Source organism: Bacteroides salyersiae, assembly GCF_031172035.1.
GTDB classification, from domain to species: Bacteria; Bacteroidota; Bacteroidia; order Bacteroidales; family Bacteroidaceae; genus Bacteroides; species Bacteroides salyersiae.
The window spans coordinates 3,081,007-3,105,196 of the sequence record NZ_CP133452.1 but is presented as its reverse complement, the minus strand read 5'-3'; the positions used below and the strand labels follow the sequence as shown (position 1 = coordinate 3,105,196).

Sequence of the window (24,190 nt, the reverse complement as noted above, 5' to 3'; positions counted from 1 at the left end):
GAAACGGAAAAGACTGTCTGAAATATCATTTTCTTTTGTACCTTTGCATCCGCAGAAAACAAAAGAAAATCAACTATTTAGTGTAATTACCCGGTTGCGGTAACTAAATCGGGATAAAACCTCTAAACATTTCTCTTATATACAAATGATAGCCGAATTCAATTCATATATGAGTAACATAGACATAGATTTCTTCAAGGAGTTGTGTCTGAAACATGGAGAGTTACGACATTATAAAAAGAATGAGTTTATTCTCCATGAAGGTGATGCCTGTTCTTTCTTCGGGTTTATCTTGTCAGGTGTAGTCAAATACAGTTGCACCAACCGGACAGAAAACAAGCCGTATAATGTCGGTTTTTCCTTTTCAAATGAATTTATAGCCGATTATCCCACTTGCTTATATGGCATGAAATCAGAATTGAATATACAGGCGATAATCCCGTGCGAGATTTACATCTGTTCTTCTGCATTCTTACAGCAAAAATTCGAGGAGAACAAAGAAAGCCAACAGATAGCCCGTATCGCAGCCGAACAGATGTATTTCCAATCATATTCACGTTATTTGGATTTATTCAGATTCACACCGGAAGAGCGTTACCTCCAACTTTTAAAAAAATGCCCTGCAATCCTCCAAATGGTATCACTAAAAGAAATAGCATCCTACCTCAAAATTACACCCGTACACATGAGCCGAATAAGACGCAAGCAAAGTTTTGACAACAAAAAATAAACATAGGTTTAGAAATTTGCATTCATAACAATATTCCAAGAGCGTCTTAATTTGCCAAAGGATTCTTCTTTTTATCTTTGTCTTATCTTTGGTTGGTTCAACGAAGAAACAAAATAAAGATTGAATGAGTTAAACAAGAGATAAAAAAGAGAATATGAAAACAAAAGAAATTCTTGGAATATTTATGCTATTCCTATGTACATTCAGTTTTATAAGCTGCGATGATGATAATGAACAGACAAATGAATTAACCCCCGAAGCACTTTATCAGACTTCATGGCGTGGAACAGGGCATTGTGAGGCTTGGACAGTACAAAATATGGGGGTCGGTATGCAATTTATAGATACTCGGAAAGGAAAAGTAAATTGGGAAGGTTACGATGAAATTGATATTACTTATACAATAGAAGGGAAATATATCACCTTTAATAGCAATGCTTTATATTTGGGTGGAGCCCCTTGGATTATCAAAAGCTATACCCAAAAACATATAACCATTATACAGAATGAAATTAGTCCGGATAAAGAGAAAGTAGCTACAATTGAATTAGAGAAAATAGATTAAACTGAACCATGGGAACATTAAAAGTAATATGAAACTGAAATATATATTGAATGTTATACTATTTGTTTTGGCATTATCTTTTTTGTCTATGTGTATATTTAAGACTACAGAGTTAAGTTTAAAATGTATGCAATTTGCTGTATCTATCTCCTGTATAGGAGCAATGTTTTCTACAAAAAGATATAGATACATATTTGCATCTATTGCTTTAATCATTATAGGAATATCTTTTTCACTTTAAATGTCCAGAATAACGATAATGATTTGATTGTTGCTAATGGTATAATAATAGTCCAGTCTAAAGATAGCGACTAAAGACTGGGGCAAGGGATGCCCGAATTTGTCCTGCGGTGTCTGAAATTATCCGGGTGCGGTAAATCTCCAACTGTTGGTTGGAGATTTAAAACGGTTACAGACCGAAGTTAATCACGTGCTTTAGACGAGCCATTTGTGAGCCATTTGTATATATTGTTTTTGGTTTATAATCAACATTTTACAAAAAATGCATTATACTTGTGAGCCATTTGTGAAGCGTTTATGAAGCGTTTTCTGTTTTATCAATAAGATAAGAATGAACGATATATACATAATCAAGGCTGAAATATATCTTATTTTTGGAGCGTTTGTGAAGCGTATGGCAAGCCTTTGATTGAGTTTCCGTTATTCTCCTATTATCAGGTGACACGACAAAAAGAAAACATCTTCGGCAAAATCTTTGTTATGTTTTTGCAGGTGATTACATAATATACTATCTTTGCATATAGAAACAAAGGACATAAATATGGCTTCATTCAGAAAAGAGATACTTGGGCAGATTGAACGGATAGATACCGGGCGTATATTCACGTTCCGGGATTTATCGTTTGAAACGGAAAAGACCGCCAATGTTGCGGTGCTGCTCTCCGAACAGAGCCGCAAAGGGGTACTGGTACGGGTTGAAAAGGGGGCGTACTACCGTCCCAAGAAATCAGTGCTGGGGCTGGGAAAGTTGCCTGTCTATCAGGATGAACAGTTCCGCTACCTGACTGAAAAACTGAACGGCTATATCACGGGGGCTTACATCTATAACAAAATGGGACTGACCGAACAGGTTGCCACAACCATAACGATAGCCACTCCTAACCCGGTTCGCCGTTTCCGTTTCAAGAACTTGGATATAGAGTGCGTGAAAGCCTACTGCATGGACTACCCGGATGAAAGCCTTGTCCCGTACTTGCGGCTGCTCGATGCGATAAAGGACATGAAGCGCATACCCGGAACAACCGGGCAGGACATCTACAACCGGGTCAAAAGCCAATATTTCAACGGGTACAGCCTGCCGGAACTGGAAAAAATCGTATCTTTGGCGAAAAGTTACCCGCCACGTGTCAGAAAGGTGGTGGCGGATATACTGGGCGACATCAGACAAACCGTGTTGCAAACAGAAATGGCAAAGACCATTCTTCCCACGACACGGTTCAACTTGGATTATCAAACAAGGGAAGCAGAATAAAATCTGCAACCAATGGTTGCAGATTTGGAAAGAGCATAAAAAAGAGAGCGAAGTTAATCGCTCTCTTACAATGAACCCTTTGTGAACCCTTTAGCTATTTCATAAACAATTATAATTCAAGTAATTTGCGCATTTCGCAAAAGAAAAGCATTCGATTATGAACCCTTTGTGAACCCTTTAATGGTATAATGAGTACCTTTTCCTGTTGTCCCTTGTATTTCCAATAAATTATCCAACTGCAATAAAATTCGATAGGCAGTAGCCTTACTGGTATTCAATATTCTTTGAACGTCCGAATTGGTAACGCTTCCATTTTGGGCTGCATACTCAATAATGGGTATAAACCTTTCATCAAACCGCTGCGCCAATAACTGCGAACGTATATCGGTATAATAGGTAATCATTAAACCGCTTAACATTTCAAGTTTGGGTGGCAACAACTTGTATGCGCTGACGGCTTCCAAGATACGCTTGTAGCCACGTCCCCAACTCTCAATATCCCCGCTTCTGAAAAAGGCGTTGGCGATTAACGGATTATATGGAGTGGACGGGTGGCTTTCAAACAGTTTGTCGGTAGTCCAGCTTTCCGGCAACTGCCCGGCGTTCCAAAAGGTGATATGGTCGGGGAACACGCTAATCTGAATGGGTACGGCACTGGCATAATCCTTATGCGCAACCGCATTCATCAGTGACTCCCTGACAGCTTCCACCGGGAACTGCGGTGTCTCACGCCGGGAAATGCCCTCGTATGAAATGCGGTATATCAGGTATTTGGTCTTTATCAAGTCCATTGCCTTGTCCACCTGTTCCATTAAAGCACCGTGAACTTCGTCCTGAAATTCCAAATTGCCTTTATCATCCCGGAAGAAGCCTATCTTGATATATGCACCGAACACAAACCGTTCCGGGTCGGGGTGAAACAACAGCAAGGCAGCACGGTTCAAATGCCCGTCCTCGTCTATCAGACGTAAATCATGCAGCAGATGTTCGGTGTGATCGTTCAAAACGTCCTCGTCCACACGTCCGCTCCTTGCCGCTTCCTTGCGGAAACGGTTCAATGCGTTTGCCGACAGTTCCTCTATGCCTGCCCACTCTATGGGAAACTCGTCCCAATGCCTGCCAGTACGTTGCAGGATAAAACGGTTCAACGCCGCACCTTTCAACTCCTGTTTCGTGCTGCCGCTGCGATAGTGGTACTGACCTTTGTAATTGATAGGATTGGAATAAGGCGGCACGTCAATCTCGATATATTTCAGCCCGTTTTCTTCCAGCAGGTTCACGTCTACGATGATACCCAGCACGTCACGCACTTTGTTCGGTATGTCCTCCAGCAGTTTGCCGGCATCGGCAACGCCGACAACCTGACCGTTGTCGTTCACGCCTATATATATCTTGCCGCCTGTGGCGTTGGCAAAGCCGCATATCCATTTCAGATACTCGTCACGCCAGCTTTCTTTCCATTCCGTATTTTGGTTTTCATTCATAATCATTCCTTTGTCTGCAAAATTAGTAAAAATACTGTCAATCAGGAAAGAATATCGGTTATTCTTCCTCCTTAATCAAGTGGCACAGCTCCGGGTCATTCTTAATCCGTGTTATCTCGTCCTCGACAATCTGCCGGACTTCCTGACGGATACGGTCATAGTTGGCTTGTATCTCCTCCTGCATCCGGTCGTTGCCGTCCTTGTCGGTGAAGTCGATAATCTGCGGCAACTTCACGTAACGGGCGGTTTCCCGCTTCACTTTTTCATTGTCCACCACGATTTCACAATGGAAAATTTTCTGCTCTATCCGTTCATCGAAGTTATCCGCTACTGCCCCCACGAACATACCTTGCGTGAGGTTGGATATTTTGCTGGCAGGTATCAGGCTGTCCATTTGGGTACTTATCGAGGTGGACTTCTCCCGCTGGTTGATTGTCATGCTCTGCCGTTTCTGTAACACCTTTCCGAAACGCTCCGACAGAATTTTCGCCGTTTCACCGACCACCTGACCGCTGAACACGTTGCCCACCGTATTTTGGATTACCCGGCTTTCCTTGTCCCCGTAATCACGGGTAAGCTGGCTGTAATCCTGAAAGCCCAACAGAACCGCAACCTTGTTGCTTCGGGCTGTGGCAATCAAATTATCCAACCCCCGAAAATATATGGTCGGTAATTCATCTATTATCACCGAACTTTTAAGCTGCCCTTTCTTGTTTATCAGCTTCACGATACGGGAATTATACAATCCCAGTGCCGCCGAGTAGATATTTTGGCGGTCAGGATTGTTGCCGACAACCAAGATTTTAGGCTCTTTCGGGTTGTTGATGTCAAGTGAAAAATCATCACCTGTCATTACCCAGTAAAGGGCGGGTGAAATCATCCTTGAAAGCGGGATTTTCGCACTGGCAATCTGCCCCTGCAACTGTTCAACTGCCGAACTTTCCCATGCGTCCACGAACGGAGAAAGGTAGTTTTCCAGTTCGGGATAGCTGCGCAAAATGGTGAATACATCGGCGTATTTCTTATTTAGCAGTTCAATGGCGTGGGGGAAAGTACAATACTTACCGCCTTGATAGATACGGAGATACCAAATTATAGCCGCCAAAAGAATAATCGGGCTTTCCACGAAGAAGTCGCCCTGCTTGCTTATCCAAGAGCGATTGAGGTTAAGCATTATCGTGTAGCTGGCTTCGTAGGCATCCGCAATGTCCGACATGAAGCTGGCGTTTATCGGGTTACATCGGTGGCTCTTGCGGGGGTCGTCAAAGTTGATAACGTAAAACTTAGGCTTTACCTTGTAGCCGTCCAAGTGGTTAAGTAAATGATTGTAAGCGATTTCCGACAAATCGGGAAACTTATAATCATAACAATAGAGCGCAAAACCTTTCTCGATTTGCTGTTTTATGTAACTGTTTACCACCGCATACGACTTACCGCTGCCCGGCGTTCCCAACACAAGGCTGGCACGGAACGGGTTCACGACATTTATCCAGCCATTATTCCATTTCTTCTTATAGTAGAACCGGGTAGGCAAGTTTACGGAGTATTCATTTTCGATAAGCCTTGTTTCCTGCTGAAAACTTTCGTTCTCGGTATTAAAGACATCATCCATGAGGTTGTTCTTCAACAACCGGGACATCCACGTACCTGCCATGAGCATACAGATATAGCCCGCCGACAGCGTGGCGATATAAAACACGGCATCCGCCGTATGTGGCAGCGGAAGTTCCAGCAACCACCAGTTCAGGAAAAACAACACGACACCAGCCGCAAAGCTGCAATGTATCTTCGTCCACGTTATCTTTTCCTCTTTCACGCCCTTGGTGCCGATGCACGACAGGGCGAGGAACACCACCGCAAAAAGTTTCGTCCAAAGCACGGACGAGAACAGCCCGGTCGTGCGCTGGAAGTTCCACAGTATCTTGTCTATCACTTCAAAGGTTACTCCCCACTCTTTCAGGGTGGAGTAACAGAACCAGTACACGTTTATTCCCACGAATAGAATACTGATAGCCCGCATAAAGTCCATGACCCGTGCAAGCCCTCTCAAATCATCTTCCTGTTGCATGATTGTAATGTTTTTTTAAGTTAGTCGATGCGCCTTGTGCGCTTCTTTTTCTTCTTTCTCTTTTGGCGGGCGGTGTCCTGCGGCTCGTCACCGCCTGATGCACCGCCGCCCAGCAATCCGCCGAAAGCACCCAGCACGGAAGCCACGCCCGAAACGATGTCGGATTTCGACGTGAACTCCGGCTGTTCCTGATGCGTGGATTGGTCTTGCTGCGGTGCTGACACTTCGGGCTGGTGCATCTTTCCGGTTTCGCCCGAAAAGCGTTCGTTGAATACGTTCGCCGAATACTCCTTGCCCAAGCGTGAACCGTTCAGCACCACCCGGCTGTCGTGGTCGATGAACGTAACGCCATAGATGCGCCCGTTGTCGTTCTGACGGAATACCACGTCAATGCCCTGCTTCCTTAGTTGTTGTTCCAGTTCCTTGCGGCTACGGGCGGTCTGCATGGCAGTGGCGACAATCTTCCGGGTGCGCTCTTTCAGTTTTCCGTTCTTGATTGCTTCGCCCGATTTCTCCATTCTGCGCTGCACCGCTTCATAACCTACCGACTTGCCGATGCGGGAAGCCTTTACCGGATTGCCTGTCTTTTCGCCCTTGTCGTTCATGGCAGAATAGACAATGCCCTGATAGGGCTTGCCGTTCACTTCACCCTTGACTTCCTCGGTGCAAATATTATAGGTGGCAAGCAAAGCCTTGTATTCCCCGAACGATTGGAAGCGGTAGCCATAGCAAGCCGCTTTCACGGTATTGCCGATTTGGTGCTTCACGTCCCCTGCGGCATAATCCACCTTTTTAAGTTCCGGGCGTTCGGCACGCTCCTTTCGCTCTGCCGGGTGCAGGTTGTATTTCTTCTCCAGTTCACGGGTGATTTGCTTGCTGCGCCGATGCTCGAACCTGTCGTTCAGCGGTCTGCCGCTTTCGTTCACCCGCAAGCCCACGATGTGGATATGGTGGCGGTCGATGTCGGTATGCTTGTACACCAAATAAGGCTGGTCGCCATAGCCCAACTTCCGCATATACTCTTTGGCAATGTCGGAAAGCTGCTGGTCGGTCAGCACGTCTTCCGGGTGCGGGTTTATGGAAATATGAAGTATCGGCTTCTTGGTGGATAGCTGGACGGGCATCTGCATTTCAAAGCTGCGCATACACTCGCAGATAGAGAAATTCCCGTCCTCACTCAACAGCATCCGGTTGGAGAAAAGCACCTTTGCTTCCTCGCTGTCCACCTTGTTTTGGTTGTACGCCAGTGCGCCGAACATATTGCCGCCCGTGCTTATTTTGGCAACCATAGTTCCTTGCACTCGTTTGTCAGGTCGATAACCTGACGGTTCAACACAGCCAGTTCGGTGGTCGCTTTCTCCAGTTTATAGAGAAAAGCCAGTGCCTTTTTCTCCGAAAAATTACTGTGCAACGCCTTTACCACTTGGTTGTAATTGACCGCTACCGCTCTGAATTGTGCGTAAAATTCGGTCAGCCGGGCGCAATATTTTACTGCCGATTTGTCCACTTTCACCACCCGGAACGACTCGCCGAACAGTCGGGCGGCGATGAAACGGGACTTGCTCGTAACGCCCGACTGCTCCCATTGCGAGAGGAAGCGGGCATTCTCCCGGTCGTTCAGGTAAAGGACATGGCGGTGCTTCGCCGGGTCTGCGAGGGCGGGGCGACCGCCCTTGTTGGTTCTTCTTGTTTCCATACTTCTTTGGATTAAAAAATTACGACTTCGGAGTGATTTTTACCCCCGCAAGGGGCAAGGCGTTTTCAGGCACGGAAAACGGTTTTGTATGCTACAAAACACACCTTGCTATTTTCTGACGAAAATCGAAATCCGTCACGGACGGATTGGGGTTAGCGTGGAACGGTAAGCCCAGCCATTCACCAGCCCTGTTTTACACCTGCGCCCCCTGCGGTTCGTTACTCCGCTGCAAAGTAACGGTGATTTATAATGCTGTAAAATAGGTGGTTGGTGGACAAAACGGGACAGCGCAGGACAAATCGGGACAAGGTTTTCAGGGGACGTTTTTTCTCCCTTTTTTTGCATCGGATTTCAATATTGAAAGCAAGATTGAAAGAAATATTCCAATCAGGAAAGAATGATTGAAAGCAGGATTTCAATAAAACATGATTGCAGGATTTCAATATTTCAAGAAAGAATGAAAGCAGGAAAACAAGATTGAAATAAAACAGTCTTTCAATATTTCAAGATTGCAACATGGAAAGAATGAATGATTGAAAGCAATAAACAAATCTATCAACCAATAATGAACGGAAGCAATATGGAAAACGAGAAAACACCCCTTTATGTCGCCTTTTCCACCCAAAAGGGCGGGGTCGGCAAAACCACCTTTACCGTGCTGGCGGCGAGTTACCTATACTACCTCAAAGGCTACGATGTGGCGGTGGTCGATTGCGACTACCCGCAACACTCCATTGCCGGGATGCGAAAGCGGGATGCCGAGCAGGTCGGGGCGGATGAAGATTACAAGCGAATGGCGTATGAGCAGTTCACCCGGCTGGGGAAGAAAGCCTACCCGGTATTGTGCAGTTCACCTGAAAAGGCGATTGCAACGGCTGACGAACATATAGCCGCCGGACACGTGCCGGATATAGTGTTTTTCGACCTGCCCGGCACGGTGAACAGCGAGGGCGTGATAAACTCCCTTGCGGGCATGGACTACATTTTCACCCCCATTTCAGCCGACAAGGTGGTGCTGGAAAGCAGCCTGTCGTTCGCAATGGCTATCCAAAAGCTATTGGTGAGGAATGAAGCCTGCCGACTTGCCGGGCTGTACCTCTTTTGGAACATGGTGGACGGTAGGGAGAAAACAGACCTTTACACCGCCTACGACAAGACCATTAAGGAACTGGAACTGCCGCTGATGAAAACCTTTATCCCCGATACCAAACGCTACAAAAAGGAACTGGTGGCGGATAAAAAGGCGGTGTTCCGCTCCACGCTCTTTCCCGCCAGCCGCCCGTTGGTAAGGGGAAGCAACTTGGAAGAACTGATAACCGAAATAGTGTACTACATCAAATTAAAATGATATGGCAAAGCAAAGCGGCGGGATGCCGAAGATAGACGAGGATTTTATGCGGGAACTTATCTCGCAGGGTGTACCCGCCAAGCGGGAGAGCCAGCCGGATGATGAACCGCAGCCCGGCAGCGAAACGGAAACCGCCCACGAGGGACGGCAGGCTGAAACAGTGCAAGTAGAGAAACCGACACCCCGCAAGCGCAAGGGCGGTTCGGGCGACTACCGGGAAACCTACTTTCAGAAAGTGGAACTGGCAGACCGACAGCCCTTGTACGTGAGCCGAACCACGCATGAGAAGCTGATGCGTATCGTGACGGTGATAGGCGGGCGAAAGGTGACGGTAAGCAGCTACGTGGAAAACATTCTGCTGCGCCACTTCGAGCAGTACCAAGACGAGATAAACACCCTGTACGAAAGCCACTTCCAAAAGCCTGTCTGACTATGGTAATCTATTGCATACTTACCGGGCTTTTGGTGTACTACATCGCCCTGTGGCTGTGGTATCGCTACACGGACAGCCGGACATCACCGGGCAAAACGGATGATGCGCCGCTTCCACGAAACGGGGTTTCAGGCTACACGCTGATAGGTGAAAGCCGATACAAGAGCGGACAATTTCAGACAGCGCAGGACAAATCGGGACACCTCCCGCAAGCGGCTGAAAATGATACTATTTTTGCGCCGCAGGCTGACGGACTGCCGGAAGAAACGCCCGGTTACGAGAATGACGAACCCGACTACGAGGACGAGGAAATAGCCGGGTACATGGACGGTGACGATGATACCGGGCGGGCTACGGGCGTGAGCTTTGACGAACTGGGCGAAGCGGTACGCACGGCGAACGCCGACAACCCCACCGAAACGGAACAGCGGCAAGCCGCCGGGACACTGGCAAGGATTGAGGGGACGAACCTCTACGATGCGGTGGTGGAGAACATCAACGGCGGGCTGGCAAAGGTGGCGGAACTGCTGGGACGCAACGAAGCGGAACTGGCTGCGGCTGCTGTCCCTGCCGAAGCTGGCAATAAAAGCAAGGAACACGAAGCGTTCGACATGAACGATTTCCTATAATATAATAATGTATAAGCCTGACAGCATGAAACAGCGTGATTACGGTTGATTGGCAACCTGAAAACCAAACAGACAAACGGGACTATCCCCGACCACTAAAATTTCAAATTATTCACCAGCCGGGAAAGGCGGACTATCCACCCGCCGCCCGGCATTAAAAACAAATCACAATGAGAAAGAAAATCTTCTTGTCGGCGGCTATACTTGCCGCCGTGGTAAGTGCCTACGCACAAGGAAACGGGCAGGCGGGCATCACCGAAGCCACGAACCTAATCACCGGGTATTTCGACCCCGGAACAAAACTGGTGTACGCAATCGGGGCGGTCTGCGGCTTGATTGGCGGGGTAAAAGTATATAACAAGTTTTCAAGCGGCGACCCCGACACCTCAAAGACCGCCGCCAGTTGGTTCGGGGCGTGCATCTTCCTGATTGTAGCCGCCACTATCCTGCGCTCGTTCTTCCTCTAAACCTGCGGCTATGTCTGACGAGTTGTTGAGGGCTAAGCCCGAAAAATATCAGGTAAACAGGGGTATCGGGAAGCCCGTGGAGTTCAAGGGGCTGAAAAGCCAGTACCTCTTTATCTTTTGCGGCGGCTTGCTCGCCGTCTTCGTGGTGTTCATCGTCCTGTTCATGGCGGGCGTGAACCAGTGGCTATGTATCGGTTTCATCGTGTCGGCTTCGCTGCTGCTCGTGTGGCAGACGTTCCGGCTCAACGCCAAGTACGGCACGCACGGGCTGATGAAAGCCGCCGCACGCAAACGGCATCCACGCTTCATTATCAGCCGAAAGGCGATACCCCGATTATTCACCTACAAAAAAAGAAAGGAAGAAAGACCATGAGAAATATGTTAAAGGCTACCACGCTGGAAAGGAAATTCCCCCTTTTGGCGGTGGAGAACGGCTGCATCATTTCAAAGGATGCGGACATAACGGTGGCTTTCAGGGTGGAACTGCCCGAACTGTTCACCGTCACCAGTGCCGAGTACGAAGCCATACATTCGGCATGGTACAAGGCAATCAAGGTGCTGCCCGACTACTCCATAGTACACAAGCAGGACTTCTTCATCAAGGAGAACTACCAGCCCGACACGGAAAGGGACGAGCTTAGTTTTTTAAGCCGCTCCTTTGAACGGCACTTCAATGAACGCCCGTTCCTGAACCATTACTGCTACCTGTTCCTGACAAAGACGACAAGGGAGAGAAGCCGCCGACAGAGCGACTTCTCCACCCTATGCCGGGGCAGGATTGTACCGCAGGAGATAGCCGACAAGGAAGCGGCGGCAAAGTTCATCGAAGCGGTCGGGCAGTTTGAAAGGATTATGAACGACAGCGGGTTTGTCACCCTTACCCGGCTGGCGGCATCGGAAATCACCGGGCAGGACGGAAAGGCGGGCATCATCGAGAAATACTTCTCGCTATCGCAGACAGATACCACCTGCCTGAAAGACATCGGGCTGTACCCGGAAGAAATGCGTGTCGGGGACGACATACTGTGCCTGCACACGCTTTCGGACGTGGAAGATTTGCCCGGAAAGGTCGGGACGGACACACGGTTTGAGAAGCTGTCCACTGACCGGAGCGACTGCCGACTGTCATTCGCCGCCCCGGTGGGCGTGCTGTTGTCGTGCAACCACGTCTATAACCAGTTCATCTTCATAGACGACCACGCCGAAAACCTGAAGAACTTCGAGCAGACCGCCCGGAACATGCAATCGCTCTCCCGTTATTCCCGTGCCAACCAAGTGAACAAGGAATGGATAGACGAGTACCTGAACGAAGCGCACAGCAAGGGGCTTGTATCGGTGCGCTGCCACTGCAACGTCATGGCATGGAGTGACGACCGGGAAGAACTCAAACGCATACGCAACGATGTGGGAAGCCAGCTTGCGCTAATGGAGTGCAAGCCACGCCACAACACGGTCGATACGCCCACGCTCTTTTGGGCGGGCATACCCGGAAACGAAGCGGACTTCCCCGCAGAGGAAAGTTTCTACACGTTCTTGGGGCAGGCTCTCTGCCTGTTCGTGGAAGAAACGAACTACAAGAGTTCGCTTTCGCCGTTCGGCATCAAAATGGTGGACAGGGTGAGCGGTCGCCCGCTGCATATCGACATATCGGATTTGCCCATGAAGAAAGGCATCACGACCAACCGCAACAAGTTCATACTTGGGCCGAGCGGGTCGGGTAAGTCTTTCTTTACCAACCACATGGTGCGTCAGTATTACGAGCAGGGGGCGCACGTGCTGCTGGTAGATACGGGTAACAGTTACTTGGGGCTGTCCCAGCTTATCCACAACCGCACGCACGGCGAGGACGGGATTTATTTCACCTACACCAACGAGAACCCGATAGCGTTCAACCCGTTCTATGTCGAGGACGGGGTATTCGACATAGAGAAGAAAGAGAGCATCAAGACCCTTATACTCACCCTGTGGAAGCGGGATGATGAAGCCCCGAAGCGGTCGGAAGAAGTGGCGTTGTCAAACGCCGTGAGTGCCTATATCGAACTGACAGGCAAAGACCGTTCGGTAACGCCCTGCTTCAACACGTTCTACGAGTTTGTCCGGGATGATTACCGCCGACAGCTTGAACAGAAGAACGTCAGGGAAAAGGATTTTGACATAAACAATTTCCTGAACGTGCTTGAACCGTACTATCGTGGCGGTGAGTACGACTACCTGCTGAACTCCGACAAGGAACTGGATTTGTTGCACAAACGCTTCATTGTCTTTGAGTTGGACAACATCAAAGACCACAAGATTTTATTCCCGGTAACGACTATCATCATCATGGAAGCCTTTATAAACAAGATGCGCAAGTTAAAGGGAATAAGGAAGTTAATACTAATCGAGGAAGCGTGGAAAGCGATTGCATCGGCGAACATGGCGGACTATATCCGCTACCTCTACAAAACCGTCCGAAAATATTTCGGGGAAGCGATTGTAGTCACGCAAGAGATTGAGGATATTATTTCTTCCCCTATCGTGAAAGAGAGTATCATCAATAACTCGGACTGCAAAATCCTGTTAGACCAAAGAAAATATCTCAACAAGTTTGACAGCATACAGAACCTCTTGGGACTAACCGACAAGGAGCGTTCGCAGATATTGTCTATCAACATGGCGAACCACCCCGGACGGAAGTACAAGGAAGTTTTCTTCTCGCTGGGCGGCACGCAGTCGGCGGTGTACGCCACAGAAGTTTCATTGGAAGAATATTACACCTTCACGACAGAGGAAAGCGAGAAAATGGAACTGTTCGCACTTGCCGACAAGCTGGGCGGCAACCTTGAACTGGCTATCAAGAGGCTTGCAGAAAGCAAACGTAATCCCCAATCATCAACAACTTAAAAATCAGGAACATGAAAAGAACAATTCTCCTTATGGCGGTATGCCTTTGCTTCATCGGCAACGCATCCGCACAGTGGGTGGTGTCAGACCCCGGCAATTTGGCACAGGGCATCATCAACACCACCAAGCAGATAGTGCAGACTTCCACCACAGCCAAAAACACGCTGGACGGCTTCATGGAAGCGCAGAAGATTTTCCAGCAGGGAAAAGTCTATTACGATGCGCTCAAAGCGGTACACGATGTTGTCAAGGGCGGCATCAAGGTGAAGAAGTCCATTGAACTGGTGGCGGAAATATCCGAAATCTACGTGCGAAACTACCAGAACATGCTGGCTGACCCGAACTACACGCCGGATGAACTCACCGCCATTTCAGCCGGGTATGCCAAGCTGCTCTCCGAAAGTGCGGACGTGTTGCAGGACTTGAAGAATGTAGTGAACGTGACGGGTATGTCGCTGACGGATGCCGAAAGGCTGGCGGTAATCAACAACGCCTACAAAAGCCTGCTCAACTACCGCAACCTCGTGAACTACTACACCCGAAAGAACATATCCGTGTCCTACCTGCGGGCAAAGAAGAAGAACGACACAGACCGGGTGCTGGCTCTTTACGGCTCGGCGGATGAACGCTACTGGTAACATATAAATCGGTATGCCTATGTTATTAGCAGCGGTGGATTTTGACAACCTGCACCAAGTGTTGCGGGTGCTGTACGATGAAATGATGCCCTTGTGCAGCAACATGACGGGGGTAGCCAAAGGAATAGCCGGGCTGGGTGCGCTGTTCTATGTAGCCGCCAAAGTGTGGCAGTCGCTCGCACGTGCCGAACCCATAGACGTGTACCCGCTCCTGCGTCCCTTTGCGCTGGGGCTGTGCATCATGTTCTTTCCCACGTTCGTGCTGGGCACTATCAACACGGTATTGTCGCCAGTGGTAAAAGGGTGCAACCAGCTTATGGAAACGCAGACTTTCGACATGAACGAGTACCGGGCGCAGAAAGACCGACTGGAATATGAAGCCCTGATGCGAAGCCCCGAAACGGCTTACCTCGCATCGGACGAGGAATTTGACCGACAACTGGAAGAACTGGGCTGGTCGCCCTCCGACATGGTGACCATGACGGGCATGTACATGGACAGGACGGCTTATAATATAAAGAAGTCCGTCCGGGACTGGTTCAGGGAGTTATTGGAAATGCTCTTTCAGGCGGCGGGGCTGATTATAGACACGCTGCGCACGTTCTTCCTAATCGTGTTAAGCATACTGGGTCCGCTGGCGTTTGCGATTTCCGTCTATGACGGTTTCCAAAGCACGCTGACCCGGTGGATTTCACGCTATATCTCCATTTACCTGTGGCTGCCCGTGTCGGACTTGTTCAGCAGCGTGCTGGCACGCATACAAACCCTGATGCTCCAAAAAGACATCGAGCAGCTTTCAGACCCGGATTTCATCCCGGACGGGAGCAGCACCGTGTATATAATCTTTATGATTATCGGCATCGTGGGCTACTTCACCATTCCAACGGTGGCAAGCTGGATAGTGTCGGCTGGCGGTACGTCTGCCTATAACCGCAACGTGGCACGGGCTGGTTCAATCGCCGGGGCTGCGGTCGGTGCGGCAAGCGGGAAAGTAACCGGGAAACTACTCAAATAACCAACATCAATATTTAGTATATGGAATTTAAGTCATTAACGAACATCGAAACGAGTTTCCGGCAAATCAGGCTCTTTGCGCTGGTATTCATCTGCCTGTGCGCACTGGTGACGGGCTTTGCCGTGTGGAACTCGTACAGCTTCGCCGAAAAGCAGCGGCAGAAGATATACGTCCTCGACAACGGCAAAAGCCTGATGCTGGCACTCTCGCAGGACATGGCGCAGAACAGACCCGTGGAAGCGAAGTCGCACGTGCGGCGTTTCCACGAACTTTTCTTCACCTTATCACCCGAAAAGGGGGCTATCGAAAGCAACATCAAACGCTCGTTGTTTCTCGCCGACAAGACCGCTTTCAACTATTACAAGGACTTGGCGGAAAAGGGCTACTACAACCGGGTGATTTCCGGAAACGTTACGCAGACGGTGGAGATTGACAGCGTGAAGTGCGACTTCGACCAGTACCCCTACAAGGTGAACACGTATGCCCGCCAGTTGATTGTCCGGGAAAGCAGCCTGACAGTGCGAAGCCTTGTGACCTCGTGCCGGTTGCTTAACGCCACACGAAGCGACAACAACCCGCACGGCTTCATCATCGAAGCGTTCACCATTACCGAGAACAAGGATTTGCAGACCATTAAAAGATAGCCTTATGGAGAGAAAACGAAACCACATCGAAAAGGTGCGGGACTGGGCGGACGACCGCCTGCGCCGAATGTGCGGACGGATTACGCCGGGCAAAAGGCTGGCGGTTATCCTCCTGATGTTCTTCTTTTTCGGCGGCTTGTCTATCTACATCACCGTTTCATCAATCTACAATATCGGGAAACGGGACGGGCAAAGGCTGCAAATAGAACACATCAGACAACTGCCGTTGCACGGCAATGACACAACCCAAAGTATCAACCCGTTAAACAGACCGCAATATGGAAGAAGTACAGAAGAATGAGAACGGCACGACCGCACCGCAGGCGGACGGGAAGCCGAAAAAGGAAAATAAGCCCAAACGGGAACTTACCCCGCAGCAGGTGCAGCAGCGCAGGAAAATGATAGTCTTCCCGCTGATGTTCCTTGCCTTTGCAGGGTGCATGTACCTGATATTCGCACCCTCCGGCAAAGAGGACGTGAATGTGGAAAGCGTGGGCGGCTTCAATGCCGACATACCCCTGCCCGCAGAGGACGGGATTATAGCCGACAAGCAAAAGGCTTACGAGCAGGCGGTGACAAACCGCAAACAGCAGGACAAGATACAATCCTTGCAGGACTTCGGTTTCACGCTGGATGATGATACGGAAGAACCACAAGAGGAAATCAACCTGCTGCCGGAAGAAGATCCGAAGCCACAAAGGGGCGGCGGTGCTTCTTCACGGGCGGCTTACCGGGACATCAACCGCCAGTTAAGCACGTTCTACGAAACGCCCCCTGTGGACGAGGAAAAAGAGGAATTGAAACGGCAGGTGGCGGAACTGACCGACCGACTGAAACAGCAGCAGAACGCCACGCCTACGGCTGACGACCAAATGGCACTCTTGGAAAAGTCCTACGAGCTGGCGGCAAAGTACATGAACGGGCAGGACGGACAAAGGGGGCAGATTGCCCAAATACCGACAGCCGGGCAGAACGGCGGCGGTATCGGCACTCCGGCTATTCCGGTGCAGGCTATCCGGGAAACGACCGTTTCGGGATTGCAGCAGCCCATGAGCGATGCCGACTTCATCCGGGCTTACAGCCAGCCACGAAACTACGGCTTCAACACGGCGGTAGGCACGGGGTACGCTATGGGAAAGAACACGGTAGCCGCCTGCATACACCAAGACCAAACGCTGGTGGACGGGCAGGCGGTGAAACTGCGGCTGCTCGAACCCATGCAGGCGGGAAATATCGTTGTGCCGAAGAATACCCTTGTGGCGGGGACGGCAAAGGTGCAGGGCGAACGGCTCGACATACTGGTGTCCTCGATTGAGTACGCTGGCAACATCATCCCGGTGGAACTCGCCGTGTTCGACACGGACGGGCAAAAGGGGCTTTCCGTCCCGTCCTCTATGGAGCAGGAAGCGTTCAACGAAGCTATGGCGAATATCGGAAGCGGGCTGGGTACAAGCATTTCCTTTGCCCAAAGTGCCGGGCAGCAGGTGGCTATGGACGTGACAAGGGGATTGCTGCAAGGAACGTCCGGCTACCTCGCCAAGAAGTTCCGAACCGTGAAAGTGAAGCTGAAAGCAGGCTATAAAGTCATGCTGTATGCCAAACAACAATAACCATTTTATCAACCGTTAAAATTTCAATTAGCAATGAAACAGATTTTTGGATTGTTCGCCCTCTTGCTGGGCGTGTGTGCGGCAAACGCACAAACCGCTGACACCGTGAAGTATGCGGCTGGCAACGACTTGTACCGGGGGATTACCCGGAAACTCCCGTACCGCCAAATGGTTACGCCCTACGGCGTGGAAGTGACCTTTGCCAAGACGGTGCATATCATCTTCCCCGCCGCCGTCCGCTATGTCGATTTGGGAAGCAACCACATCATAGCGGGCAAGGCGGACGGTGCGGAGAACGTAATCAGGGTGAAAGCCACGACAGAGGGCTTTCCGGGAGAAACGAACTTCTCCGTTATCTGCGAGGACGGCAGTTTCTTTTCGTTCAACGCCAAGTACGCCCGTGAACCGGAAATGCTCAACATCGAAATGAAGGACTTCTTGGAGAATGAAGATACGTCCGACTTCTCGCATACCCGGATGAACATCCATTTCCGGGAACTGGGGAATGAAAGCCCGCTATTAGTGAAGCTGATAATGCAGAGCATCTACAAGAACAATGACCGGAAAGTGCGCCACTTGGGTAGCAAGCGTTTCGGCATACAGTTCTTAATCAAGGGGATTTACACCTATAACGGGATGCTCTACGTGCACACGCAGACAAAGAACAGTTCCAACGTGCCTTTCGACACGGACTTCATCAGGTTTAAGATAACCGATAAGAAAGTGCCCAAACGCACGGCTATTCAGGAAACGGTACTGGATGCGGTACGCAGCTACAACGAGGTGATAGAGATTGCCGGGAAATCGACCGTGCGCACGGTGTACGCCCTGCCGAAGTTTACCATTCCTGACGACAAGCTGCTGGTCGTGGAACTCTACGAGAAGAACGGCGGGCGGCATCAGACCATACGGGTGGAAAACGCCGACATCGTGAACGCAGAAGTGATTGACGAACTAAAAATCAAATAGGGAATGAAAAGACACATCTTTATAATGATGCTCTTTGCGCTGTGCCTGACCTCGTTTCAGGCACACGCACAAAGATACCTGCCGGGCATGAAAGGCTTGCAGGTCACGGCGGGCATGACGGACGGGGTGCATTGGAACGCTGGCAGTGATTTCGCCTACCACATCGGGGCGGCGTACAGCGTTTACACCAAGAACGCCAACCGCTGGGTGATTGGCGGCGAATACCTGCACAAGAAGTATGACTACAAGGATATGCAGATACCCGTAGAACAGTTCACCGCAGAGGGCGGCTATTACCTGAAATTCCTATCGGACAGACGAAAGACCTTTTTCCTTTCATTGGGCTTGTCGGCTCTCGCCGGGTACGAAACAAGCAACCGAAGCGAAAAGCTGCTGCCGGACGGCTCTACCTTGCTGGATAAGGACTGCTTCATTTACGGCGGTGCGCTGACGCTGGAACTGGAAACCTACCTGACCGACCGGGTGGCTCTGCTGTTGAACGCAAGGGAACGGGCGTTGTTCGGCTCGGACATAGGCAAGTTCCACACGCAGGTATCTTTGGGACTGAAATTCATTATCAACTGACCGCTATATAATAATGTATATGAAGAATGTAATGTATAAAATCATCATGGGCTGCTACATCGTGGCCGCCCTCGTGCTTGTCACCGCCTGTAATGACAACTTGGATATTCAGCAGGCGTACCCGTTCAGCATCGAAACACTGCCAGTACCCAAAAGGCTGAAAGTCGGGGAAACCGCCGAAATACGCTGCCGACTGGTGCGTGGCGGCTATTACCAGCCGACTACCTATCAGATACGGTATTTCCAGCCGGACGGCAAAGGAAAGCTGGAAATGGATAACGGCACGGTGTTCCTGCCCAACGACCTTTACCCGCTGGAGAAAGAAACGTTCAGGCTCTACTACACCTCGGCATCGACCGACCAGCAGACGATTGACATTTATATCATCGACAGCTTCGGGCAGATGCAGCAACTTACACTATCATTCAATAATGACAACAGCGAAGAAGGAACGGAAACAATAACCCCCTAATAACAAAACGACATGGTAAAAATAGAATTGGATATAGAAGGCATCTCGTGGTACATAGAAACCACGTTGGAAACAGATACAGTTCCGGCAGTAGGTGACATCATCATTGTGGACAAGGACTGTATTTCCGAACGTGACAGTGCTGAATTATGGAAAACGCCGTCCAATCAGGTTTTCAAATGGGCGGACGAAGAAGATGATGCGCCCGTAATGGTATGGTTCGATTGCGAAACGGAAATGCTTGTCAATAAACGGACATGGAAATATGACATCGAGGAAGAAGAAACCGTGTGCATACTTGGTGTAAAATTTATTCACTATGAGGATTTATAGTTGCGACATCCGTTTTTATCATCCTCTTGGGAAACCGGGTATGGAATGATACGCAAAGCGTAAATATCGGGCAGACAGCCCGCCGGGAAGCATCGGCGGGCTGTTTCCATGATAGGGAAAACGAAAGGCTTCTTTGTTACTTTCTTCACCCGCTGGCAGGCTCACGGAAGAAAGTAACGGCGGCAAGCAGCCGCCGTCCTCTATCAACTGGTTTTAAGGCTCTTTATGGACGTGTATTTCTCTAACCACACCTTTACCTGCTCCATGTTATATTCGCCCGTGATGGTTGCCGTATGGTCGTCTATGGCTACAAACCGGACACTTTCATAGCTGTTTACCCAGCCTTGCAGGGAACAGACGCCCCACGTGTCCACATCTGCAAAAACACTGCGGTCTATCCGGCTGATTGGCTCGCCGAAAACTACCGTCATTATCTGAAAGTCCGGTTTGTCCTCCAACAGTTGCAAATGGTGCAGCGTGCCGAACTCGTCTATTTTGCGCCCCCACGCCCACACATCATTATACAAATCATCGCCCCACTGGTGCGGGTGGTCGAAACGGACTTTTACCTCTATGGTGTGTTCGTTTTCTTCTGTGTCCTCGATAACGCCCGTTACCATTAAGCCCGTAAAAATACACTCGCAACGCCTGCCGATAAGCTCCTTGTTTACTTCTGTCGTTTTCATGTCCCTGAAATTTACTTGTTTATTACTCCGTTCTTCTTCGCTACCCATTCGTCACGCCTGCGGCGGCACTCGTCCAGCGTTTTGGCTACCGTGCTGAAAAGTTCGCCGTCCGTGTGGCGGTAGTCATATTGATAATAAATTTGTCCCCTGAAAGCCCCTAAACGGCATTTCACGAACTTTTCTTCTCCCGGTGTTTGGGTGATGCTTACCCCGTTTTTGTTAAGTGACTGCATGATGTCTTATTTTTTTATGGTTATAAACTTGGTTGTTTTAAGCGGGCAGGGCTTTGACACCCCGCCCGGATTGGTTGTTATGCCGCACGGAACACAAAGCCGTCATCAAACCAGTAATCGCACATGAACAGGTCACGGGCAAACTGTTTGTAATCGAAATAGGTCTTTGCGAACTCCGGCAGGTCGTAACATTCCTCTACAATTTCATAGGCGAAATCTTCTTCATCGTCATATTCCCCTTGATATTCATCCCGGAAATCACGTACAAGGTCGTCCGCATCTTCCTCGCCCAAATCATGGCTTTTATAGTTGCACCACACGAAAAAGGCTTCCTGCTCGGTGTCGCTCAAATCCTCCACCGCATCACGCAGGGCGAAGAAGTTTTCAGAAATCCAGCTTTCGTCGATTAAGCCCTCCGGCACGTTCTCCCAGTCCTGAAACATGTATTCCGCATCTTCCTCGTCCTTGTGAAGTTCCCGGCAGGCTTCATAAAATTCTTCCTTGTCCGAATAGTCCGAAAGGTCGAGCCATGCGCCGGACAATGAACCGTTGTTGTACTTGGCATAAGTGCCTACATAAACTTTTGCTTCCGATAATACCTTTGCTTCCATATTGCTGTAATTTTTAAGTTTTTAATTTTATGCGGATTTGAGAGGTGAGGGAGTTGAAGTTTCACTGAACTTTTTTCCTGTTTCCCGTAAATCCGACTTTTTTTTTATGCGTCTTCCGGTCGGGTCGGTCGTTTTCGTTTCACATAGGCGTAAAAGGGTAGTGTTTAGAGTTTGCAAGGTTTTGGGCAAAAAATACCTCGCAAGGCAGGGAAGATTTTTTCGCCAAACCGGAACGGCTCGACCTTGCAAAATCGTGAAGAACACGTAACTACCTTTGCCTATTGAAATGATTAAAACGACTGTCCCGGCTGGGGGACTGCGTAAGAGGAAGATTTACAGATAGGGAAACAGGGGAAAAGTGCCTGTTCTCTTTCATCTTTTAGGGAACACTCCATGCGGGCGGGAAAGGCAAGGGTGTTGTGAGCTTGCTTGCAATACGCTTGTGCGGGTTTCCAACGGCTCTTTTCACGAAATACAGTCAGCCATGCCACGCACGGCTGGCGTTTCGGGGAATGTGCCAGTTGGAAAAGGATATAAAAAATGCGGGTAGTCGGTGGACTGCCCGCAAGGTGGAAGAATGTACTTTATTGGGATATAGTTTGTTAGGCGGAATTTCGTTACCGAAATCGTTACCTATTCGTTTTTGTCACGGTTATAGGTAACGAAACCTACCGGGCGGCGTTCTTTCTGTTGTTTCGACTGGCTCAAAAGCTGGGTAAGGGCTTGGTACAGTTCGTTGAACTGCGCATCGGTGCTTACCTCCAGTTCCTCGATGCGCCTTGACAGTTCCTCGTAACCGATTGCCATTTGGCGCATGAGGACAAAAGCCCGCATGATTGAAATGTTTACTTCTATGGCTACTTTGGAGCGGAGAACCGAAGAAAGCATGGCTACGCCCTGCTCGGTGAAAGCCATAGGCATAGCAACGCCGAAGTTGTAATCAGGGGGTATCACAAAATGTGATACCCCTATGGATAACAGCAAGTTAGCTTCCTCTCGGGTGAGTACAAACATAAAATCACCCGGAAAACGCTCGATATTGCGCTTGACCGCCTGCTTCAAGGCTCGTGTTTCCACTTGGTAGAGTTCTGCCAAATGATAATCGAGCATCACCCGGCAACCTCTGACCTCAAAAATCTTGTTTTGGATAATCTGCAAATCCATAATCGTATATTTTAGGAGATTTAGCAATGTTGGAATAATAGTAAGGACTGGTCACAAATTGTGACCAGTTCCATATAATCAAGATTACATGGCAACTTCCTTGTAAATCTTCTCGATGCCGACAAACTTCTTGTCAAGCCCCTGCATATCGCTGCCTATCTTGCTGTTGGTGATGCGGGCGTAGATTTGCGTAGTTTCTATGTTTGTGTGTCCCAGCATCTTGGACACCGTTTCAATGGGTACGCCCTTTGACAGCGTGGTGGTCGTGGCGAACGTGTGCCGGGCAAGGTGGAATGTCAGGTTCTTTTTAATACCGCATATATCGGCAATCTCTTTCAGGTAGGCGTTTAGCTTCTGATTGCTGATTACGGGAAGTATCTTGCCGTCCGGCAACTTGCCCTTGTACTTCTTCAAAATCATCTTGGGAATATCCAGCAGGGGGACATTCACGTCCGTGTTGGTCTTTACCCGCTTGGTGATTATCCAAAGGTTGCCGTCAAAGGACTTTTGGATATTCTCCTGCCGCAAATTGGCGACATCGCTGTATGCCAGACCGCAGAAACAGGAAAAGACGAACAAGTCCCTGACGTGTTCCAGCCGTTCGGAAACCATTTTCTTTTTAAGGATAATTTTAATCTCGTCCTCTGTCAGATAACCCCTGTCCACTTTCTCCAGCCGGATTTTGTAGCTGGCGAACGGGTCGCCCACCAGTATGCCGTTGTTGCGGGCAATGATGATGATACGCTTGAAGAACTGCATGAACTTGGCGGTGGTGTTGTAGCCGCACTTGCAGGCGGTACGCAAATACAACTCAAAATCGGTAATGAACATCGGGCTTATCTCCTTTATGGATATGTCCGATACGTTGTACTTGCTTTGGATAAATTCAGCGAGGTGGCGGCGGGTCACTTCATACTTGCGGTAGGTCGCTATCGTCTTGGATATGCCCACAAGCTGCTTCACATCGTCATTGTGCTTTTGGAACAATGAAAGGATTGTTTCGTGGCTCTCGCTATGACCTAAAAACTCGTTTTTCACTTTCTCGGCGGTCACGTAGTTGTCACGCCGCTGCATTTCGTGGTAAATGGTATTCAGGGAAGAACGTATGTCGTCCAAAAGGGCGTTTATCCTCCCGGCATCCCTGCCTTTGGCTTTGCCCGCAGCAATGCTCCAGTTGTCGGGCTGGATGCTCTGTTTCGTACTGAACTGGCAAAGTTTGCCGTCTATGGTGATGCGTGCCATAATCATAACCTCGCCGTTTTTCTTTTCAGAACCTTTCTTCAAATAAAAAAGAACCTTGAATGTCGATTTCATAACTCAAAATTTTTAGTTGCAAAATTAGTTTTTACCTCTCGTTTTCGAGTTATGCAGACTATGGACTAATATAGTCATTATCAGGTCATTTATGGACAATTCGTTACCGTTTTTGTCCGGC

General features: G+C 49.2%; 28 protein-coding genes. 18 read left to right on the top strand and 10 right to left on the bottom strand.

Going from position 1 to position 24,190, the window contains the following annotated elements:
- Positions 1-145: 145 nt before the first annotated feature.
- The 3 genes from RB604_RS11380 to RB604_RS11370 all read left to right on the top strand — a co-directional run bounded on the left by RB604_RS11380 (position 146) and on the right by RB604_RS11370 (position 2,787).
- Positions 146-730, top strand: a complete 585-nt coding sequence (locus RB604_RS11380) for a Crp/Fnr family transcriptional regulator (RefSeq protein WP_117749025.1) — start codon at positions 146-148, stop codon at positions 728-730.
- Between the two features lie 154 nt (positions 731-884).
- Complete coding sequence (locus RB604_RS11375) at positions 885-1,295, top strand: hypothetical protein (protein WP_117749024.1); 411 nt, start codon at positions 885-887, stop codon at positions 1,293-1,295.
- Positions 1,296-2,076: 781 nt separating this feature from the next.
- On the top strand, positions 2,077-2,787 hold the full coding sequence (locus tag RB604_RS11370) for a DUF6088 family protein (RefSeq protein ID WP_221734876.1): 711 nt from the start codon (positions 2,077-2,079) through the stop codon (positions 2,785-2,787).
- 155 nt (positions 2,788-2,942) lie between these two features.
- Here the strand turns inward: RB604_RS11370 and RB604_RS11365 are convergent, their stop codons facing one another.
- The 4 genes from RB604_RS11365 to mobA are packed head-to-tail and all read right to left on the bottom strand — an operon-like array spanning position 2,943 to position 8,035.
- Entirely contained in the window at positions 2,943-4,271 is a 1,329-nt protein-coding gene (locus tag RB604_RS11365; protein ID WP_221734875.1) for an RNA-binding domain-containing protein, read from the bottom strand.
- A 58-nt stretch (positions 4,272-4,329) separates the two neighbouring features.
- A complete protein-coding gene (gene mobC / locus RB604_RS11360; RefSeq protein WP_221734874.1) occupies positions 4,330-6,339 on the bottom strand; it encodes a conjugal transfer protein MobC in 2,010 nt (669 codons plus the stop codon).
- A 20-nt stretch (positions 6,340-6,359) separates the two neighbouring features.
- The gene (gene mobB / locus RB604_RS11355) at positions 6,360-7,628 is read right to left on the bottom strand and encodes a conjugal transfer protein MobB (protein ID WP_221734873.1); all 1,269 of its coding nucleotides are present in this window, start codon (positions 7,626-7,628) and stop codon (positions 6,360-6,362) included.
- Positions 7,613-8,035 carry a conjugal transfer protein MobA gene (gene mobA, locus RB604_RS11350; RefSeq protein WP_221734872.1) on the bottom strand — a complete coding sequence of 141 codons (423 nt, stop codon included), beginning with the start codon at positions 8,033-8,035 and terminating at the stop codon, positions 7,613-7,615. The genes mobB and mobA overlap by 16 nt, the downstream gene beginning before the upstream one ends.
- A gap of 565 nt (positions 8,036-8,600) precedes the next feature.
- On the opposite strand from mobA, the gene RB604_RS11345 reads away from it, so the two are divergent.
- The 15 genes from RB604_RS11345 to RB604_RS11275 all read left to right on the top strand — a co-directional run bounded on the left by RB604_RS11345 (position 8,601) and on the right by RB604_RS11275 (position 20,061).
- Entirely contained in the window at positions 8,601-9,383 is a 783-nt protein-coding gene (locus RB604_RS11345; RefSeq protein ID WP_005924189.1) for a ParA family protein, read from the top strand.
- Position 9,384: 1 nt separating this feature from the next.
- Positions 9,385-9,813: a DUF3408 domain-containing protein gene (locus RB604_RS11340; protein ID WP_007478184.1), complete on the top strand. Its 429-nt coding sequence runs from the start codon at positions 9,385-9,387 to the stop codon at positions 9,811-9,813.
- Positions 9,814-9,815: 2 nt separating this feature from the next.
- Positions 9,816-10,445, top strand: coding sequence for a hypothetical protein (locus RB604_RS11335; RefSeq protein WP_007478186.1), 630 nt, complete (start codon positions 9,816-9,818; stop codon positions 10,443-10,445).
- Positions 10,446-10,615: 170 nt separating this feature from the next.
- A complete protein-coding gene (locus tag RB604_RS11330; RefSeq protein ID WP_004308755.1) occupies positions 10,616-10,912 on the top strand; it encodes a DUF4134 domain-containing protein in 297 nt (98 codons plus the stop codon).
- Between the two features lie 10 nt (positions 10,913-10,922).
- A complete protein-coding gene (locus tag RB604_RS11325; RefSeq protein ID WP_007566699.1) occupies positions 10,923-11,285 on the top strand; it encodes a DUF4133 domain-containing protein in 363 nt (120 codons plus the stop codon).
- Positions 11,282-13,795, top strand: coding sequence for a TraG family conjugative transposon ATPase (locus tag RB604_RS11320; RefSeq protein WP_007566701.1), 2,514 nt, complete (start codon positions 11,282-11,284; stop codon positions 13,793-13,795). The genes RB604_RS11325 and RB604_RS11320 overlap by 4 nt, the downstream gene beginning before the upstream one ends.
- Before the next feature lie 11 nt (positions 13,796-13,806).
- Positions 13,807-14,433 (top strand): DUF4141 domain-containing protein, encoded by a 627-nt coding sequence (locus tag RB604_RS11315; protein ID WP_007566703.1) that lies wholly within the window; start codon positions 13,807-13,809, stop codon positions 14,431-14,433.
- Between the two features lie 19 nt (positions 14,434-14,452).
- On the top strand, positions 14,453-15,448 hold the full coding sequence (traJ, locus tag RB604_RS11310) for a conjugative transposon protein TraJ (RefSeq protein ID WP_007845741.1): 996 nt from the start codon (positions 14,453-14,455) through the stop codon (positions 15,446-15,448).
- Positions 15,449-15,468: 20 nt separating this feature from the next.
- Entirely contained in the window at positions 15,469-16,092 is a 624-nt protein-coding gene (gene traK, locus RB604_RS11305) for a conjugative transposon protein TraK (RefSeq protein ID WP_004308760.1), read from the top strand.
- Between the two features lie 4 nt (positions 16,093-16,096).
- Positions 16,097-16,393: a TraL conjugative transposon family protein gene (locus RB604_RS11300; RefSeq protein ID WP_007845742.1), complete on the top strand. Its 297-nt coding sequence runs from the start codon at positions 16,097-16,099 to the stop codon at positions 16,391-16,393.
- Positions 16,371-17,702, top strand: a complete 1,332-nt coding sequence (gene traM, locus RB604_RS11295) for a conjugative transposon protein TraM (RefSeq protein ID WP_117887853.1) — start codon at positions 16,371-16,373, stop codon at positions 17,700-17,702. Before RB604_RS11300 ends, traM begins: the two co-directional genes overlap by 23 nt.
- A gap of 33 nt (positions 17,703-17,735) precedes the next feature.
- Positions 17,736-18,671, top strand: coding sequence for a conjugative transposon protein TraN (gene traN, locus RB604_RS11290; RefSeq protein WP_053398660.1), 936 nt, complete (start codon positions 17,736-17,738; stop codon positions 18,669-18,671).
- A 3-nt stretch (positions 18,672-18,674) separates the two neighbouring features.
- Positions 18,675-19,256, top strand: a complete 582-nt coding sequence (locus tag RB604_RS11285; protein ID WP_007845747.1) for a conjugal transfer protein TraO — start codon at positions 18,675-18,677, stop codon at positions 19,254-19,256.
- Positions 19,257-19,269: 13 nt separating this feature from the next.
- Complete coding sequence (locus RB604_RS11280) at positions 19,270-19,728, top strand: DUF3872 domain-containing protein (RefSeq protein ID WP_004329653.1); 459 nt, start codon at positions 19,270-19,272, stop codon at positions 19,726-19,728.
- 12 nt (positions 19,729-19,740) lie between these two features.
- A complete protein-coding gene (locus RB604_RS11275; RefSeq protein WP_004308767.1) occupies positions 19,741-20,061 on the top strand; it encodes a hypothetical protein in 321 nt (106 codons plus the stop codon).
- A gap of 203 nt (positions 20,062-20,264) precedes the next feature.
- On the opposite strand, the gene RB604_RS11270 is transcribed toward RB604_RS11275, so the two are convergent.
- From RB604_RS11270 to RB604_RS11245, 6 genes are all read right to left on the bottom strand, one after another.
- Positions 20,265-20,747, bottom strand: coding sequence for a DUF7258 domain-containing protein (locus tag RB604_RS11270; protein ID WP_007845751.1), 483 nt, complete (start codon positions 20,745-20,747; stop codon positions 20,265-20,267).
- Between the two features lie 11 nt (positions 20,748-20,758).
- Complete coding sequence (locus tag RB604_RS11265) at positions 20,759-20,980, bottom strand: DUF3873 domain-containing protein (RefSeq protein WP_005924228.1); 222 nt, start codon at positions 20,978-20,980, stop codon at positions 20,759-20,761.
- A 77-nt stretch (positions 20,981-21,057) separates the two neighbouring features.
- Positions 21,058-21,591: an antirestriction protein ArdA gene (locus tag RB604_RS11260; RefSeq protein WP_004329650.1), complete on the bottom strand. Its 534-nt coding sequence runs from the start codon at positions 21,589-21,591 to the stop codon at positions 21,058-21,060.
- A 290-nt stretch (positions 21,592-21,881) separates the two neighbouring features.
- A complete protein-coding gene (locus RB604_RS11255; protein ID WP_080597449.1) occupies positions 21,882-22,082 on the bottom strand; it encodes a hypothetical protein in 201 nt (66 codons plus the stop codon).
- A gap of 142 nt (positions 22,083-22,224) precedes the next feature.
- On the bottom strand, positions 22,225-22,755 hold the full coding sequence (locus RB604_RS11250) for an ORF6N domain-containing protein (protein WP_117887854.1): 531 nt from the start codon (positions 22,753-22,755) through the stop codon (positions 22,225-22,227).
- Positions 22,756-22,839: 84 nt separating this feature from the next.
- A complete protein-coding gene (locus RB604_RS11245; RefSeq protein WP_004327305.1) occupies positions 22,840-24,069 on the bottom strand; it encodes a site-specific integrase in 1,230 nt (409 codons plus the stop codon).
- Between the last annotated feature and the right edge of the window lie 121 nt (positions 24,070-24,190).